This is a genomic window from Kribbella antibiotica, assembly GCF_004349055.1.
GTDB lineage: Bacteria > Actinomycetota > Actinomycetes > Propionibacteriales > Kribbellaceae > Kribbella > Kribbella antibiotica.
The window spans coordinates 1-16,598 of record NZ_SMKX01000182.1; the positions used below are offsets into that span (position 1 = coordinate 1).

A 16,598-nucleotide genomic window follows, 5' to 3' on the forward strand; every position below is an offset into this window, starting at 1 on the left:
GGAGGGGGTTGTGCACAGGGTTATCCACAGGCTGGTGGTCGATGGCAGCGGCGGGAGCGGGTTTCGGCAGATGCTTGGGGAGTGAACCCGAAGTTGAAGCTGCTCGCGGAGGGCCAGGGCGGGGTATTCAGCCGTAGCCAGGCCGCGGACTGCGGCTACACGCCCGACCAGATCCGCGATCGGATCCGGGACCATCGGTGGATTCGGGTCCGCTACGGCCAGTACGTCGAGGCGGTGGACCTGAGCCACCTAGCGCCCTGGGACCAGGAGCTCCTGAATCATCAGCGGCTCGTCCACGCGGTGGTGAACTCCATGGCGGCAGGCACAGTTGCGGTGAGCCATCAGTCGGCGCTCGCTCTGCACGGCGTGCCGCTGTGGGGACCAGATCTGGCCGAAGTGCAGGTCAGCCGGATGGACACACATCGCGGAGGCCGGATCGCCGGTGTGCGCCATCATCGCGGCAAGTTGACGGACGCAGACCTGACCACAGTGAGTGGGCTGACTGCCACAACGGTGCCCCGGGCCTTGATCGAGATGGCCTGTACGACGCCCCTCGAGGCAGCCGTGATCAGCGCGGACGCCGTACGGCGTGATCATGTCGTGCGCTCGGATGAGTGGGAACGTCTGCAGGCGGTGACCGAGTTCTGGCCGGGCAGCGCGACCGCGAGGGCGGCGCTGGCGTTCAGTAGTCCGCTGTCGGAGTCGGTCGGTGAGTCACGACTGCGGGTGCTGATGCAGACCCACGGGCTCCCGGCGCCGACGCTTCAGGCGGAGTTCGCCGATGCTCTCGGTTTCATCGGCCGAGTCGACTTCTACTTCGCCGCCCAGCGGACCGTCGTCGAGTTCGACGGGCTGGTCAAGTACGCCGGAAACACGCGCGAGCGCCTGATCAAGGAGAAACGGCGGGAGGACCGCTTGCGCGCGCTCGGCCTCCAGGTCGTCCGCATCACTTGGGCCGAGCTCGAGCACCCGGTCCGAGTCGTTGCTGCCATCCAGTCCGCATTCGCCCGGGCCTGACCAGGCCGGCCCATCGAGTTGGGGGGTTGCCCCCTGAGATTCTCGATGGGCAACCCCCCCAACTCAGGGGATAACCACTGAGTTGGGGGGTTCGCCGGTACGGCGGGGGTGGGCGCGGGAGCCGGTTAGCGGGCTCGGCGTTGGAGGCGGTCTACGTCGAGGAGGACTACCGAGCGGGGTTCCAGGCGGACCCAGCCTCGGGAGGCGAAGTCGGCGAGGGCCTTGTTGACGGTTTCACGGGAGGCGCCGACCAGTTGGGCGAGCTCCTCCTGGGTGAGGTCGTGGTGGACGTGGACGCCGTCGTCGGCGGTGCGGCCGAAGCGGCTGGCCAGGTCCAGCAGGGCCTTGGCGACGCGGCCGGGGACGTCGGAGAAGACGAGGTCGGCGACGACGTCGGAGACCTTGCGCAGGCGGGACGCGAGCTGCAGGAGCAGGCCGCGGGCCACCTCGGGGCGGCCGGTCAGCCAGCGCGAGAGCTCGTCGTGGGTGAGTGACATCAGCGTCGCGTCGGTGACGGCGGTGACGGTCGACGAGCGCGGTCCGGGGTCGAACAGCGAGAGTTCGCCGAACATCTGGCCCGGGCCGAGGACGGCCAGCAGGTTCTCCCGGCCATCGGCCGAGGTGCGACCGAGCTTGACCTTGCCCTCGAAGACGATGAACAGCCGGTCCCCGGAGTCGCCCTCGTGGAAAAGGACCTGGCCACGGCGCAGCCGGCTCTCCGTCATCGACGCGGCCAGCGCGTCGGCTGCCTCGTCATCGAGTTGACTGAACAGCGGCGCCTGCTTAATGACTGTGGCATCCACTTTTGGGGCCTCCTAGGACCTTCGACCACGGCTACGGTTGGGGGATCACCCCACCCGGCGAGATGAGCGTATCCACCCGCTCGCCCCAAAACCGTAGCCCCTTCAGTGTCGGCCACGCCACGTAGGCTGGTCTGCATGCCATCTCAGCGTGTCGCGGAAGCCGTCGGACACCCCCTTCCGGGGGCCTTGGAGACGGTGACACTGAAGCTCCCCCGCAAGGCCCCGGTGTTCGCCGGCGAGACGTCCAGTCAGCTCGTCCGCCGGGCCCGGAAGATGCACAAAGTGCTCACCGAGACGTATCCGGACGCGCACTGCGAGCTCGATTTCACGAATCCGCTCGAGTTGCTCGTGGCCACCATCTTGTCGGCGCAGACCACCGACGTGACGGTCAACAAGGTCACCCCGACGCTGTTCGCGAAGTATCCGACGGCGCAGGCGATGGCCGAGGCCGACCGCGAGGAGATGGAGGCGATCCTCAAACCGACCGGCTTCTTCCGCGCCAAGACGAACAGCGTGATGAAGCTCGGCCAGGTGCTCGTGGACGAGTACGACGGCGTCGTCCCGGGCAAGCTCGAGGAGCTGGTCAAACTCCCCGGCACCGGCCGCAAGACGGCGAACGTGGTCCTCGGCAACGCCTTCGACATCCCCGGGATCACCGTCGACACCCACTTCGGCCGGCTGGTCCGCCGGTTCGGCTGGACCGAGGAGGAGGACCCGGTCAAGGTCGAGCACCTCATCGGCGACCTCTTCCCGAAGAAGGACTGGACGATGCTGTCGCACCGGCTGATCTTCCACGGCCGCCGCCGCTGCCACGCCAAGAAGCCCGCCTGCGGCGCCTGCCCGATCGCGCAGTGGTGCCCGTCGTACGGCGCTGGTCCGACCGACTACGAGTCCGCCGCGAAGCTGGTGAAGGTCCCGGCCGCGTGAGGCGGGTGCTGGTGGCCGCCGTCCTCGCGACGGTGCTGGCGGGCTGCGGACCAACAGCCAGTACGACCGGAGCCGGTACGCCGGGAGCCGCGCCGACCGCGGTTCCGGGCGCCGACAAGCTGGTCGCGTGCCCGCCGACCGAGTCCCGGCCGCCGGTGAGCAACGGCCTGCCCGACATCACGCTGCCCTGTCTCGGCGGCGGGCCCGATATCCGCCTGGCCGATCTGCGCGGGCCGCTCGTGATCAACGTGTGGGCGCAATGGTGCGGTCCGTGCCGCGACGAAGCGCCGTACCTGGCTGCTTTGCAGAAGAAGGCGGCTGGGAAGATCCAGATGCTCGGCATCGACTACATCGACCCGCAGCCCGCGCAGGCCGTGCAGTTCGCGCTGAAGCACGAGCTGAACTACCCGCATGTGGTCGACTCCGAGAAGCTGGTGCGCAAGCCGTTCACGGTCGGCGGACCACCGGTGACGGTTTTCGTCGACAAGGACGGGAAATTCACGGTGCACCACGGCGTCCTGACTTCGCAGGAGCAGCTCGACCAACTGGTGAAGGACAAACTGGGGGTCGCCCTGTGACGTTCGACGCCCCATCATTCGAGCACAGTGACCTCCCGGATTGGCTGCACCCGTTGGCCAAAGCCTCCGTGGATGTCGACCCGAACGTGCTGTCCCGCTTCCTCCCGCCGGATGACCCCTCGGTGCGCAACTCCGCCGTACTGATCCTGCTTGCCGAGGGCAACGACGGCCCCGAGGTACTGCTGACCGAGCGGTCCTGGACGATGCGCAAACACGCCGGCCAGATCGCCTTCCCGGGTGGGGGCGTCGACCCTGAGGACGCAGGGGTGGTCGACACGGCGTTGCGCGAGGCCTGGGAGGAGACCGGCCTCGACCGGGCCGGCGTCGTACCGTTCGCGATCTGGCCGGCCCTCTGGGTTCCGGTCAGCAACTTCGGCGTGTCGCCGGTGCTCGCCTGGTGGCAGACGCCGTCGCCGGTGGCCGTGGTCGATCCGGCCGAGGTGGCCTCGGTGCTGACCGTTCCGGTGCAGACGCTGGCGGACCCGGCGCTCCGGGTCACCTGCCGGCACCCGTCGGGGTTCAGCGGGCCGGCGTTCCTCGTCGGTGACCTGTTCGTCTGGGGTTTCACCGCCGGGTTGCTCGACAAATTGCTGCTGCTCGGCGGCTGGGCGCGCGACTGGGACCCCTCGAACGTCGTACCTTTACCCGACCGCCTGGTGGAAGCGGCCTGGCGGAGTGAGGGCAGCCGGCCGGAAGACGTCCGGCGGATGACCGCCATCGAACACGACCTTGGCGGGAACGATCCGGAGGGCGTGGAGTGAGCAACCTCGACTGGGCGCTGGTGGTCGTCACCGTGCTGGTGGCGATCTCGGGGTACATCGAAGGGTTCGTGCTGGGTGCTTGTGCCACCCTCGGCCTGCTCGGCGGCGCGGCGGTCGGTGTCTGGGGTGTCCCGCGGGTGCTCGACAACTTTTCGCCGAGCGTGTCGGTGTCGTTCGCCGCGCTGGTGCTGGTGGTGATCCTGGCCTCGGTCGGCCGGACGGTCGGTGCTGTCGTCGGGTCGAAGCTGCGCAACAAGATCTCCTGGAGCCCGGTCAAGGCGGTCGACGCCCTCGGCGGTGCCGTGCTGGCCGCCGCCTCGGTCCTGATCGTTTCCTGGGTGCTCGGTGTCGCGGTGAGCGGCGCGCGGATCCCCAGTGTCACCTCGGCGGTCCGTGGTTCGACCGTGCTCGCCAAGGTCGACCAGTTCCTGCCCAGCGGCGCCGACAACGCGCTGCAGGCCTTCAACGACGTGGTGAACACCGATCTGTTCCCGCGCTTCCTCGATCCGTTCGTGCCGGAGCGGATCCGCGACACCCAGCCGCCGGACAGTGGCATCGCCCGGCAAGCCGCCGTACGGCAGGCCCACACCCGGATCGCCAAGGTCACCGGCGTGGCCAACTGCTCGCGCGGGCTGGAGGGCAGCGGTTTCGTCTACGCGCCCCAACGCGTGATGACGAACGCGCACGTCGTCGCCGGTGTCGGCTCGCCGGAGGTCGAGCTGAACGGCAAGTCCTACGAGGCCCGCGTCGTGCTGTTCGACCCTGAGGTCGACATCGCCGTGCTGTACGTGCCGAAGCTCGACCTCAAGCCGCTGCCGTTCGACTTCACCGCCAAGGCCGACGACCCCGCCGTCGTCCTCGGCTTCCCGGAGAACGGTCCCTTCGACTCCGAGCCGGCCCGCATCCGCTCCGAGGAGCGCCTGCGCGGCCCGGACATCTACGGCGACCGCACAGTCACCCGTCAGGCCTTCTCGATCTGGGCCTCGGTCCGCCCCGGCAACTCCGGCGGCCCGCTGATCTCCGCCAAGGGCACCGTGTACGGCGTGGTTTTCGCGGCCTCGGTCGAGGACAACCGCACCGGCTACGTCCTCACCGCCGACCAGGTCGCCGCCGACGCCCGCACCGGCGAAACGGCTACTCAGGAAGTCTCCACAAAAACCTGCACCTGAGGCGCAACAGATCCGCCCAGCCGCCGCGTTCGAGAGGTGTGACGGCAACCATGGACGGAACGGTGACCTACGACGAGCTGGTGCGCGCGACCCAGCCGCGGCTGGTCCGGCTCGGCCTGATGCTGACCGGGAGCCTGCACAGTTCCGAGGATCTCGTGCAGACCGTGTTCGCCCGCGCGCATCGCAAGTGGGACCGGATCAGCGGTCTCGACCATCCCGAGGCGTACCTGCGCACGATGGTGGTCAACGAATTCCTCAGCTGGCGGCGAATCCTCAAGAATCGTGAGCTTCCGATCGCAGAGCCGATCGAGAGACCGTCCGATGAGGACATCGGCACTCGCCAAGCCCTCAAGGACGCGCTCTGGCGGCTGCTGACCACGCTGCCGCGGCAGCAACGCGCCGTACTGGTGCTTCGGTACTACGAAGATCTGTCGGACGGCGAGATCGCCGACATCCTGGGTGTCGCTGCCGTCACAGTGCGGTCGAACGCTTCGCGAGCGCTGTCCAATCTGCGCGACCATCTCTCCACCGAGGAGGAAGACTGAGATGCCCAAGCTCACCGACGACCAGCTCGGCGACCTCCTCCGGGAGACGTTCGCCGACCATGTCGACGATCTACAAATCTTGCCTGAAGCAACCAAGCGCCGCCGGTTCGTGCCGGTGCTGGTCGCAGCCGCCGCCACTGTTGCGGTCCTCGGCGGCGGCAGCATCTATGCCACCCAACGGCCTGCGCACGAGGCGCCGCCGGTCGCCGGCTCGCCGATCGGGTCTGTGGCCGCGGCGGTGGCGGACGACGACGTACAGATCTGGAGTGTTGTCACCGCGCAGGTCGTCGAGCAGAAGGTGCCGCAGACACCCCGGGCGGCTGTGTTCTGGCCCGACGCGCAGATCTCCGATGGGCAACGCGGCGAGATTACCGAAACGCTCAGCCAGAGTGTCCAGGTGTCCTGGGTGTCGCCCAAGCCGCGCCACTCACCGCCGCTGACGCAGGAGTCGACGGCCTACAGCAGTTGCCTCAAGCTGAGTTCACCGATCGTCTTCCTCGGCAAGGTGATCGACAAGGGCAGCTACCGCGAGGTCCGCGTCGGCATCTCCGAGGCCTGTGACCGCAAGGAGTCCGCGCTCTACCGGCTGGAGAAGAAGAACGAGGTGTGGACGATCGTTAGCAGGTCCGCCGTGACGCAGACCATCAGCTAAGACCGTTGAGCCAGTCCAGGAGTTGGGTGTTGAACAGCTCCGGCGTCTCTTCGTGGGGGAAGTGACCCGCAGGGGTGATCACTTCGTGCCGCAGCGACGCCGTCACCAGGTGGGGCGGCGTCGTTGCGGTGGGGGAGAGCGCCGGGTCCTGCGCACCATGAATCTGCAACACCGGTACGGCGATCGGTGTCCGCATCTTCGCGGAGTACTTCCGGCCGTCCGGGCGCAACCGCGATCGCGCAAACCAGCGGTGGTATTCGAGCGCACAATGCGGTGCCGGCCAGACCTGCAGTGCAGCGCGATACCGCCGCGACGCCTCCGCATCCGGGAACGATCCGCCAGGTGCTGCCCAGTCGCGGAGCAACCGCTCGATGTGCACACCGTCCTGCGCCAGCAACCGCCGCTCGGGCAATACCGGCAGCTGGAACCACGCCGTACGGGCTAGTGCTTTGCGTTGCCCGGATCGCGCCAGCAGCAACGGATGTGGGGCCGACACCGCAGCCAGCGCGCGCACCTGACGCGGAGCCAGTACGGCGGCCGACCAGCCGATGAATCCACCCCAGCCATGGCCAACCACGACCGCATCGGTCGCACCGAGCGAGCGGATCACGCCCGAGACATCGGCGGCCGCGGTGTACGGGTCATAACCACGAGGTGTCTTGTCACTGGCGCCGTACCCGCGCAGGTCCATCGCGACCGCGCGATAGCCGGCAGCGGCGACGACCGGGAGCTGGTAGCGCCAGGCCCACCAGAACTCCGGGAACCCGTGCAGGAAGAGGACGAGCGGATCATCGGCCGCTCCGCACTCGGCGACGTGGAACCGTGCCCCGTTTGCCGCCACCAGCGAGTGCGACCAGGGCCCGTCGACCAGGAGGTCGACGACACCCGCCGGGCTCAGTCGCCCTTGCCGATCGCCTTGAGGACCTCGACCGATTCCTTGGAGGTCTCGATCGCGCGCTCCGGACCCTTCGCCTTGCCGAGCGCCCGCTTGCCGAGCAGCACCAGCACGGCCGCGACCAGCAGATAGACGACGGCGGCGCACACGAACGCCAGCGCCGGGTGCAGCCCGATCGCCACGAACGCGTAGCCGAGGGCGATCGACAGCAGGATGATCGCGAGCAGGCCGAGGAAGGCCGCACCGCCGAACATCCCGGCGCCGGTCCCGACCGAGACCGCGGTCTTCTTGAGCTCGGTCTTGGCCAGTTCGACCTCACTGCGGACCAGGTCCGACAGGTCCTTGCTGGCCTTGGCGACCAGTTGGCCGACCGTGGGCTCGTCGCTCATGGTGCTCCTTCCGTGCGACCGTGCTCCGACACTACCGGGTACCCAGGCGGACTCAGTCGGCATACACACGATTCCGACGGACGAGTAACACCGAAGCCGCGAGTGCCGCCAGCACCGACGCGATCAGTACGGCGGCCTTCGCGCGTTCGACCTGCGCGATGTCGCCCGCGAACGCCAGCTGCGCGATGAGCAGCGCGACCGTGAACCCGATTCCGGCGAGCACCGACACGGCGGCGACATCTCGCCACTCGAGGTCGGAGTTCAGCTCGGCGCGGGTGAAGCGCGCGGTCAGCCAGGACCCGCCGAACACCCCGATCGCCTTGCCGACGAGTAGCCCGGCAGCGATGCCGATCGCGACCGGGTCGGTGAGCAACTGCTTGAGCGCGCCGCCGCTCAACGTGACCCCGGCCGCGAACAACGCAAACACCGGTACGGCGACCGCGGCCGACCACGGGCGGAGTCGATGCTCGATCCGCTCGGCGGGCGCATGTTCTTCCCCGGGATCCGCAACCACACGGGTAACGAACCCGAGGGCGACACCGGCGATCGTGGCGTGGATCCCGGACTCGTGCATGAACCACCAGGCCGCGATCGCGATCGGGACGTAAAGGAACGCCGTACGGATTCGGTAGCGCTGGAGGACATACCAGACGGCGATCAAGGCTGTTGCCGCGAGCAACGGTAAGAGCCGGAATCCGTGGCTGAAGAAGACCGCGATCACCAGGATGGCGCCGAAGTCGTCGACGACTGCGAGCGTGAGCAGGAAGGCCCTGAGCGCACTCGGGAGAGACGAGCCGACAATCGCCAGCACAGCCAAGGCAAACGCGATATCCGTTGCCGTGGGCACCGCCCAGCCCTCGGGCTTGCCGTTCTTCAGGTTGATCGCCACGTAGATGATTGCCGGGAGCACCATTCCGCTGATCGCGGCGACGACCGGGACGACGGCCTCGCTGAATTTCGACAGCGATCCGACGACAAGCTCGCGTTTGAGCTCGACGCCGGCCAGGTAGAAGAACAACGTGAGGGCTCCGTCGGAGGCCCAGGACTCGACCGTCAGCGGGCCGAGCTGGAGATCTCTCAGGTGGTGATACGCGTCCTGCCAGGGTGAGTTGGCCCAGATCAGTGCCACGGCGGCGGCTGCGAGTAGCAGCAGTCCACCGGTCGTCTCGGCACGCAAGGTGTTCGCGACGAAGTCGCGCTCGCGGCCGAGAAGGTTGGGGAAGACGCGTCGGGTGCTCATGCGGGCCTTTCGGCTTTTGGGGTCGGTCGGCTCATCGCCGACCAGACTTCCCGGCACACCAGATATCAGTCTACGTGGGTCCAGACCTCCGGATCCGGGCCCTTCGGCACGATTCCGGTCGGGTTGATGGTGTTGTGTGTCACGTAGTAATGCCGTTTGATCTGGTCGAAGTCGACCGTCTCGCCGAATCCCTCGTGCTGGTAGAGCCGACGCGCATAGGCCCACAGGTTGGGGAACTCGGTCAGTTTGTTGCGGTTGGCCTTGAAATGACCGTGGTACACCGCATCGAACCGCACCAGCGTGGTGAACAGCCTGACGTCGACCTCCCGCAGCGTGTCGCCGAGCAGGTAGTCGCGTCCCTGCAGCCGCTCCTCGAGCGCGTCGAGCCGCGCGAACAGAGCGTCGTACGCCGCCTCGTAAGCCTCCTGCTCGGTCGCGAACCCGCAGCGGTAGACGCCGTTGTTCACGTCGCGGTAGATCTCCTCGATCAGCTGATCCATCTCAGCGCGGTCGTCGGGGATCAACTGCGGAGCGCCGGCCTGGTGATGGTCGACCCACTCGGTCGACAGGTCGAGCGTGATCTGCGGGTAGTCGTTGGTGACGACCAGCCCGGTCACGGTGTCGACGATCGCGGGCACAGTGACACGTCCGTCGTACGACGGGTCTGTCCGCAGGTAGGCCTCGGACAGGTACTGGATGCCGAGCACCGGATCCCGGTCGTCGGGGTCGAGCGTGAACCGCCAGCCCTGCTCATCGCGGATCGGGTCGACCACGGCCAGGCTGATCGCGTCGTCGAGGCCGAGCAGGCGCCGTACGATCACCGATCGGTGCGCCCAGGGGCAGGCGAGGCTGACCACCAGGCGGTACCGCCCTGGCTCGACCGGCCAACGGCCTTGGTCGTCCGGGCCTTCGCCGGGGGACGAGTCGGAAGCCCGGCTGATCCGGTCGGTGAACCGGTTCCCCTGGCGCTTCCACTCGCCGTTCGATCCATTCTCTGCTCCGAACTGTGCGCGACGCATAACGTTAAAACTACCGCTCACTCGTCACTGGCCGTGAGCCGGGCGCAGCGGTTACAGTCGGGCTGACAGTGGTCCACCGCGACAGCGCCGTCGCGGAGTCCAGCAAGTACCCGATCGAGCGGTCCGACGTTCGCGGTCAGCGCCCCCGGCAACTGGTTTGCCGGCCAGAATTCCAGGGATACTGAGCTCATGGCCCGCCCACGGAACAACCCCGGCGACCTCGCCGACCTCCCCACGGAGCTGCGGCCCGACCGGCCCAAGGGTGACCAGATTCGCGAGATCCTGGAGACCCTCACCCGCTCGCTGACCGTCGGCACCGTGCTCCCCTCGGAGCGTGTCCTGGCCGAGCGCTTCGGCGTCGCCCGGATGACCGTTCGCCAAGAGGTCGACCGCGTGGTCGCCGAAGGCCTGGCCGCCCGCCGCCCCGGCGGCGGCACCTTCGTCGCCGAACCGCGCCCGTCCCGGATGCTCGCGTCCTCGTTCTCCCAGGACATGGTCAACCGCGGCATCACCCCCGGCGCCCGAGTCCTGGAACACCGAGTAGGCGCGGCCGACGACGTACTGGCCCGTGAGCTCGAAGAGCCCCTCGGCACCCCCGTCCTGCACCTCGTCCGCCTCCGCACCGCCGACGGCGAGCCGATGGCCATCGAGCGCACCGCGCTGTCCCTGCGCCGCTACCCAGGCCTCGACGAGATAGACCTAGAGTCGAACTCCCTGTACGGCGTCCTGGCCGAACGCTTCGGCGTAGCCCTAGGCATGGTCTCCGCCTCCATCGTCGCCGCCCCGCCCGAAGGCGACGACGCCGAGCTCCTCGAGATCCCGCCCACCACTCCCTGCCTCATCATCACCTCAGCCCCCCGCACCGCCTCCGGCGACGTCATCGAATTCGGCCGCAGCACCTACCGCTCCGACCGCTACGACATCACCGTCGCCTACCGCGCGACCTAGTTTCCCCAGCACTCGGTCTTTTCGTCGCCCGGTCTGTCCTCTTGTCGGGGGCTTGTGGGCTGGGTGGTGGGCTTGAACAAGTAATTACCTATTCATGCCCACCGTTTCTTGTTCAAGCCCCGGTTGTTGGCGCGCCCGACCCCGCGTTCCGGTCCGTCGGGGCCGTTTGGGTGGAACGTTTTGTTCAGGGAGCGCACAGAAGTTTCCACTCGGCGCCGATCTTGCAGCCCAGCCGTAGCGAGTACCTCAGACGGCGGGCACGCGATCGCCGACCTCGCCAGTACCTCAGCCAGGCACCGGGCTCAGCCAAGCTCCTTCTGTAACGCGGCCGCCGCGGCGGCCAACCCCAAGCGACGTGTCCGGCCTGTCCGGTGCGGCGGACCGCCACCACTGACTAACTGGGCCGCCCACTGCCGAGCCACGCTCAGCAGATCCTCGTCAGGTGCCCACAGGGAGGGTTAGTGGGTGGCGCAGGTCCGCTCCGAAGCACTCGAACGTGAGCTTTGCGGAAAGGCTAGGCGTTCAGGCTGCGGAGGATGTTGGGCTTTTCCAGGCGGCTGACGATTTCGACCGTCAGGGCCTGCGCGAGCATGGCGCCGACCATGGTGGAGGTGGCGCCGGTTCGCTCGGGGGTGGTGTCGACGGCGATCAGGGCGTCGCCCGGTACGCCGCAGTTGTCGATGACTACGTCGGCGGTTTCGAAGAGGCGTTGACCGCCGGGGGCTCGGGAGGTGACCGAGGTCGTGTGCGCCATCGAGGTGAGGGCGATGACGTGGGCGCCGCGAGCCCGGACGCCCAACGCAAACTCCACCGGTACGGCGTTCCGTCCGGAATTGGAGGCGATGAGCACGACGTCACCCGCCGCGATGTCGTTGATCTCCAGCAGGACATCCGCCAACCCCGGCAGCCGTTCCAGCAGTGAGCTCTTCGTCAGCCCCTCGTGCAGCATCAGCCCGGGCTCGAGCACCGCACGCACGTCGGCCAGCCCGCCGGCTCGCCCGTACAGTTCCTCGGCGATCAGGTGGCTGTGGCCGGTCCCGAAGACCCAGAAGTGATGTCCGGAGTTCATCGCCTCGACGACCAGGGTGGCCGCCACCTGGATGGCGCCGGCCTGAGTTTCTGCTGCCTGGTGTGCGGTTGCTAGCGCTTGCCGCAGGTACTCCGAAGCCCCGGTCATGGCCGCGAACCTACCGCCGATCAGGGGCCGGCGGCGAGCATCCGAACTAGACCAATTGTCCGGCGGTGACCCCGATCGCCTCCCGGTGGAACCGCGGCCGATCCACCTCGTCCACGAGCGCGATCGCAAGGTCGTCGTACGAGATCAGCTCGTCAGCCGCCGCCGGGATCACCTGATAGCTGCCCACCCGGGCAGGCGCAGCGTGGTTGAAGTCGCCTGCCGGTGCCACCGAAACCCAGTCGAGTGCCGACGGCCGGAACACCTCAAGCGCCGCCTGGTGACTCAGATAGAAGGACCGGTATTCGTTCGGATACCCGTCCGTGTCCATCAACAGGGTCCCGTCCGCCACCGGCAGGATCGACGCCAACCCGACCCAGACCAGCCGATTGACCCCTGCTTTCGCCAACCCGGAGGAAAGCGCCCCAGCCGCCTGCGGGAAGAACACCGCCGGATCGGACCCACCGTCGTACACAGCAGCGATCACCGCATCATGCCCCGCCGCCAACTCAGCAAGACGACCAGCATCCGTCACATCCCCCGCCACCAACCCTGACCCACCAGAACGAGCGACCGCCGTCACCTCATGGCCCCGCCGGCGAGCCTCCGAAACGGCCGCTGACCCTGCGCGCCCGCGGGCGCCGATTACCAAGATTCTGCTCATGCCGCAGACGGTAGGCAGGGCTCTGGTTACCGCTTGGATACTCTGAAAGGTATGGAGGCGCTGCGAGCAGACATGTTCGAGGAGATCTGTCCCTCGACCCTGCTTCCGTTCCGGATCGGCCCTGACAAGTGGGCGGCATTGGTGATCCGCTGTCTCGAGGACGGCCCACGCCGGTTCTCCGAGCTCCGCGTCCCGCTGGCCCGCGTCACGCCGAAGGTCCTGACCCAGTCACTCCGCGCACTCGAGCGCGACGGTTTCGTCCGCCGTACCGAAGTAACCGCCCCAGTACGGCGTGTCACCTACGAGCTCACTGATCTCGGGCGCGGCCTGCTCGCCCAGTTGTATGTGCTCTGCAACTGGACCGCCGAGCACTGGGACGACCTCCTCGACGCCCGCGAGTCCTGACCACCCAGGTCAGACCACCCGTCGTACTGGTCGTTCTGTTCGGCGCAGCATGCCTACAGCTGGGCGATACCAAGGTTCCGCGCGCGGGTTTGCCTTGGTAGAAAGGGGGTCGGCGCTCCGACGCGCCGAAGCCACCAGGAGGAGTCGTCGACGTGCCGAACGAAGAGTCACCGCAGTCCGAAGCCCTGTCGAACCTGATGCACGAGGAGCGTCGGTTCGAGCCCCCGGCCGAGCTCGCCGCGAACGCGAACCTCAAGGCCGAGGACTACGCGCGCGCCGACGCCGACTTCGAGGGGTTCTGGGCCGAGCAGGCCAAGCGGATCACCTGGGCCGTCGAGCCGACCGAGACGCTGGACTGGAGCAATGCGCCGTTCGCCAAGTGGTACGCCGACGGCAAGCTGAACGCGGCGTACAACTGCGTCGACCGGCACGTGGAGAACGGGCTCGGCGACAAGGTCGCCTACTACTTCGAGGGTGAGCCTGGCGACACCCGCGAGATCACCTACGCGCAACTGAAGGACGAGGTCAGCAAGGCCGCCAACGCGCTGCTCGAGCTGAACGTCCAGGCCGGTGACATCGTCGCGATCTACATGCCGATGATTCCCGAGACGGTCGTCGCGATGCTCGCCTGCGCCCGGATCGGTGCACCGCACACGGTCATCTTCGGTGGCTTCTCTTCCGAGGCGCTGAAGGACCGCATCCTCGACTGCGACGCCCGCGTCGTGATCACCTCCGACGGCGGTTACCGCCGCGGCGCCCCGGCTGCGCTGAAGCCCGCGGTCGACGCTGCGCTGGTGGACTGCCCGGACGTGCGCAACGTGCTTGTCGTGAACCGCACCGGCCAGGAGACCGCCATGGTCGACGGCCGCGACCTGTGGTGGGAGGACTTCGTCGCCAAGCAGTCGACGGAGCACACCCCCGAGGCCTTCGATGCCGAGCACCCGCTGTACGTGATGTACACGTCCGGCAGCACCGGCAAGCCGAAGGGCATCCTGCACACAACCGGCGGCTACCTGGTCGGTACGGCGTACACGCAGTGGGGCGTTTTCGACCTCAAGCCGGAGACCGACGTCTACTGGACCGCCGCCGACATCGGCTGGGTCACCGGACACAGCTACATCGTGTACGGCGCCCTGGCCAACGCGACGACTTCCGTCCTGTACGAAGGCACCCCGGACACCCCGCACCAGGGCCGTTGGTGGGAGATCGTGCAGAAGTACAAGGTTTCGATCCTGTACTGCGCGCCGACCGCGATCCGCACGTTCATGAAGTGGGGCAAGGAGATTCCGGAGAAGTTCGACCTCTCCACCCTGCGCGTGATCGGGTCGGTCGGCGAGCCGATCAACCCCGAGGCCTACATCTGGTACCGCGAGAACATCGGCGGCAACAACGCTCCGGTTGTCGACACCTGGTGGCAGACCGAGACCGGTATGCACATGATCTCCCCGCTTCCCGGTGTGACCGCCGGCAAGCCGGGCGCCGCGATGAAGGCGATCCCGGGTGTCAGCGTGGACGTCGTCGACGACGCCGGCAAGCCGGTGCCGAACGGCTCCGGCGGCTACCTGATCATCGACAAGCCCTGGCCGGCCATGCTCCGCACCCTGTGGGGCGACGACGAGCGCTACAAGGACACGTACTGGTCGCGCTGGCCGGGCGTTTACTTCGCGGGCGACGGCGCCAAGAAGGACGAGGACGGCGACATCTGGCTCCTCGGCCGCGTCGACGACGTGATGAACGTGTCGGGCCACCGCCTGTCCACCACCGAGATCGAATCCGCCCTCGTCTCGCACCCCAAGGTCGCCGAAGCCGCCGTCGTCGGCGCCTCCGACCCGACCACCGGCCAGGCCATCGCCGCCTTCGTCATCCTCCGCACCGAAGCCGGCGACGGCGGCCCCGACGTCGTCCAGGAGCTCCGCAACCACGTCGCCAAGGAGATCGGCCCGATCGCCAAGCCCCGCCAGATCCTGGTCGTGGCCGAACTCCCCAAGACCCGCTCCGGCAAGATCATGCGCCGCCTGCTCCGCGACGTCGCCGAGAACCGCGAGGTAGGCGACGTCACCACCCTCGCCGACTCAACGGTCATGGACCTCATCAAAACCAACCTCGGCAAGTCCGACGAGGACTGAGCAACACCGCAACAGCAGACCCCGTACGCCGCAGGCCGGCGTACGGCGTCTGTTTGTGAAGTCGGCCCGACAACCAATCGAGCCATCGGATAGCGCTCGATTCGATGGCAAGCGTCCTTCTTATGATCGGATAACCGGATAGCCGATCATAAGAAGCTGGTTAGTTGCGGATACCCCTGCACCTGGGAGTGGCTAGGGTCAGACTGTGCTGGAGGCGAAGCAGACCGAGCAGAGGCGGGGCATGCCGCGATGACTGCGCTCCTTGCGATCATTCATGCTGGGTTGGCCGCTGCCTGGGTGGGTGGGATGGCGTACTCGTTGTTCGTCATTCAGCCCAAGCTCAAGCGGTACTTCGGTTCGGACGCGGCGGGGCGCGAGTCGCTTACCACGGTGATTGCCTCGGGCAATCGGTGGAAGGTGGTTGGGCTGATCGGGGCGATCGCGCTCAGCGGGGTCGGTCTGTTGGTGCTGAATGACCGACACTGGTGGATCCATCTGGTGAAGGGTCTGCTGTTGCTCGTGGCAACTGGGATCTTTTGGTACGTCTCGTGGAAACACTGGCCGGTACGGGTTTTCGCCACCGCGGCCGAGGTGCCTGCCTTGCAACGGCGGTTGATTGCGCTCGCCACCACGATGCTCGGGCTGGCCGGGCTTGCCTTCGCGCTCGGAGTGCTCGCGACGCACCTATGACGTTCACCACTGGGCCGTAGGCGAACGTCCTTCGATGTGCCAGGATCTAGCTTCCCGTGGAGGTGATCGCGTTGGAGCAGGAGACCCTGCAACTGCTGATGGGCATGCACCGGATCGTCCGGTACCTGCGCCGAAGCCGAAGTGCTGTCCTGCATCCGACCCAGTTCCTCGCCCTGATGCTGGTCGCTGACGAGCAACCCATCCGGATCGGCGAGATCGCCACGCGTGTCCCGTGCTCCCAGCCGACCGCCACCACCACGGTCGCGGCGCTGGAAGAGGCCGGCCTGGTCCGCCGTGAGCCCGATCCCGTCGACGGCCGCGCCACTGCCGTCGTACTGACTGATCTCGGTGCCACCACCGTCGCCGACTCCGGCCGTCAGGCCGCCGAAGAGCTCACCAAGCTCCTCGACCGCCTCGACCCCGACGAGCGCATCAAGGTCCTCGAAGCCGGCGAACTCCTAGACCGCATAGCCCGCGACCTCTAACCCCCACCCCGCCGTCCGGCCCGTCCCATTTGGTGGGCTGACCCATCACGTTGTGGGTGGGCCAGCCGCATGCAGTGGGCCCACCCACAACGTGATGGGTCAGCCCACCAA

General features: G+C 67.6%; 19 protein-coding genes. 12 read left to right on the top strand and 7 right to left on the bottom strand.

Translation table 11 applies throughout. The annotated features are described in order from the left end of the window. Positions 1-81 precede the first annotated feature (81 nt). Entirely contained in the window at positions 82-1,017 is a 936-nt protein-coding gene (locus E1263_RS37170) for a type IV toxin-antitoxin system AbiEi family antitoxin domain-containing protein (protein ID WP_132176206.1), read from the top strand. Between the two features lie 125 nt (positions 1,018-1,142). Here E1263_RS37170 and E1263_RS37175 read toward each other — a convergent pair whose 3' ends face one another. Continuing rightward, on the bottom strand, positions 1,143-1,820 hold the full coding sequence (locus tag E1263_RS37175) for a Crp/Fnr family transcriptional regulator (RefSeq protein WP_132176208.1): 678 nt from the start codon (positions 1,818-1,820) through the stop codon (positions 1,143-1,145). 135 nt (positions 1,821-1,955) lie between these two features. Here E1263_RS37175 and nth point away from each other — a divergent pair, with 135 nt between their 5' ends. Genes nth through E1263_RS37205 form a run of 6 tightly spaced genes read left to right on the top strand, consistent with a single transcriptional unit; the run spans position 1,956 to position 6,452 of the window. After that, positions 1,956-2,747 carry an endonuclease III gene (gene nth, locus E1263_RS37180; protein ID WP_132176210.1) on the top strand — a complete coding sequence of 264 codons (792 nt, stop codon included), beginning with the start codon at positions 1,956-1,958 and terminating at the stop codon, positions 2,745-2,747. After that, positions 2,744-3,325: a redoxin domain-containing protein gene (locus E1263_RS37185; RefSeq protein ID WP_238161885.1), complete on the top strand. Its 582-nt coding sequence runs from the start codon at positions 2,744-2,746 to the stop codon at positions 3,323-3,325. The genes nth and E1263_RS37185 overlap by 4 nt, the downstream gene beginning before the upstream one ends. Then, positions 3,322-4,086 (top strand): NUDIX hydrolase, encoded by a 765-nt coding sequence (locus tag E1263_RS37190; protein WP_132176211.1) that lies wholly within the window; start codon positions 3,322-3,324, stop codon positions 4,084-4,086. Before E1263_RS37185 ends, E1263_RS37190 begins: the two co-directional genes overlap by 4 nt. Continuing rightward, positions 4,083-5,255: a MarP family serine protease gene (locus E1263_RS37195; protein WP_132176213.1), complete on the top strand. Its 1,173-nt coding sequence runs from the start codon at positions 4,083-4,085 to the stop codon at positions 5,253-5,255. The genes E1263_RS37190 and E1263_RS37195 overlap by 4 nt, the downstream gene beginning before the upstream one ends. A 50-nt stretch (positions 5,256-5,305) precedes the next feature. Then, complete coding sequence (locus tag E1263_RS37200; protein WP_132176215.1) at positions 5,306-5,800, top strand: SigE family RNA polymerase sigma factor; 495 nt, start codon at positions 5,306-5,308, stop codon at positions 5,798-5,800. 1 nt (position 5,801) lies between these two features. Beyond that, entirely contained in the window at positions 5,802-6,452 is a 651-nt protein-coding gene (locus E1263_RS37205; RefSeq protein WP_132176217.1) for a hypothetical protein, read from the top strand. On the opposite strand, the gene E1263_RS37210 is transcribed toward E1263_RS37205, so the two are convergent. The 4 genes from E1263_RS37210 to E1263_RS37225 form a co-directional block, all read right to left on the bottom strand. Next, positions 6,445-7,293, bottom strand: a complete 849-nt coding sequence (locus E1263_RS37210; RefSeq protein WP_132176219.1) for an alpha/beta fold hydrolase — start codon at positions 7,291-7,293, stop codon at positions 6,445-6,447. The two genes, E1263_RS37205 and E1263_RS37210, sit on opposite strands and share 8 nt — an antisense overlap. A 53-nt stretch (positions 7,294-7,346) precedes the next feature. After that, complete coding sequence (locus E1263_RS37215; protein ID WP_132176221.1) at positions 7,347-7,736, bottom strand: phage holin family protein; 390 nt, start codon at positions 7,734-7,736, stop codon at positions 7,347-7,349. A 52-nt stretch (positions 7,737-7,788) separates the two neighbouring features. Further along, entirely contained in the window at positions 7,789-8,976 is a 1,188-nt protein-coding gene (nhaA, locus tag E1263_RS37220) for a Na+/H+ antiporter NhaA (protein WP_132176223.1), read from the bottom strand. A gap of 65 nt (positions 8,977-9,041) precedes the next feature. Further along, positions 9,042-9,995: a glutathione S-transferase family protein gene (locus E1263_RS37225; protein ID WP_132176225.1), complete on the bottom strand. Its 954-nt coding sequence runs from the start codon at positions 9,993-9,995 to the stop codon at positions 9,042-9,044. Between the two features lie 189 nt (positions 9,996-10,184). On the opposite strand from E1263_RS37225, the gene E1263_RS37230 reads away from it, so the two are divergent. Beyond that, entirely contained in the window at positions 10,185-10,943 is a 759-nt protein-coding gene (locus E1263_RS37230; protein ID WP_132176227.1) for a GntR family transcriptional regulator, read from the top strand. A 514-nt stretch (positions 10,944-11,457) separates the two neighbouring features. Here the strand turns inward: E1263_RS37230 and E1263_RS37235 are convergent. Both E1263_RS37235 and E1263_RS37240 read right to left on the bottom strand, forming a co-directional pair. Next, on the bottom strand, positions 11,458-12,120 hold the full coding sequence (locus tag E1263_RS37235; protein ID WP_132176229.1) for a sugar isomerase domain-containing protein: 663 nt from the start codon (positions 12,118-12,120) through the stop codon (positions 11,458-11,460). Between the two features lie 46 nt (positions 12,121-12,166). Then, entirely contained in the window at positions 12,167-12,781 is a 615-nt protein-coding gene (locus E1263_RS37240; protein WP_132176231.1) for an NAD(P)-dependent oxidoreductase, read from the bottom strand. 51 nt (positions 12,782-12,832) lie between these two features. Here E1263_RS37240 and E1263_RS37245 point away from each other — a divergent pair, with 51 nt between their 5' ends. The 4 genes from E1263_RS37245 to E1263_RS37260 all read left to right on the top strand — a co-directional run bounded on the left by E1263_RS37245 (position 12,833) and on the right by E1263_RS37260 (position 16,487). Next, a complete protein-coding gene (locus tag E1263_RS37245; RefSeq protein ID WP_132176233.1) occupies positions 12,833-13,186 on the top strand; it encodes a winged helix-turn-helix transcriptional regulator in 354 nt (117 codons plus the stop codon). A gap of 197 nt (positions 13,187-13,383) precedes the next feature. Beyond that, positions 13,384-15,312: an acetate--CoA ligase gene (gene acs, locus E1263_RS37250; RefSeq protein WP_132176239.1), complete on the top strand. Its 1,929-nt coding sequence runs from the start codon at positions 13,384-13,386 to the stop codon at positions 15,310-15,312. Between the two features lie 249 nt (positions 15,313-15,561). Then, on the top strand, positions 15,562-16,002 hold the full coding sequence (locus E1263_RS37255) for a hypothetical protein (RefSeq protein WP_132176235.1): 441 nt from the start codon (positions 15,562-15,564) through the stop codon (positions 16,000-16,002). A gap of 56 nt (positions 16,003-16,058) precedes the next feature. Continuing rightward, a complete protein-coding gene (locus E1263_RS37260) occupies positions 16,059-16,487 on the top strand; it encodes a MarR family winged helix-turn-helix transcriptional regulator (RefSeq protein ID WP_238161890.1) in 429 nt (142 codons plus the stop codon). Positions 16,488-16,598 lie beyond the last annotated feature (111 nt).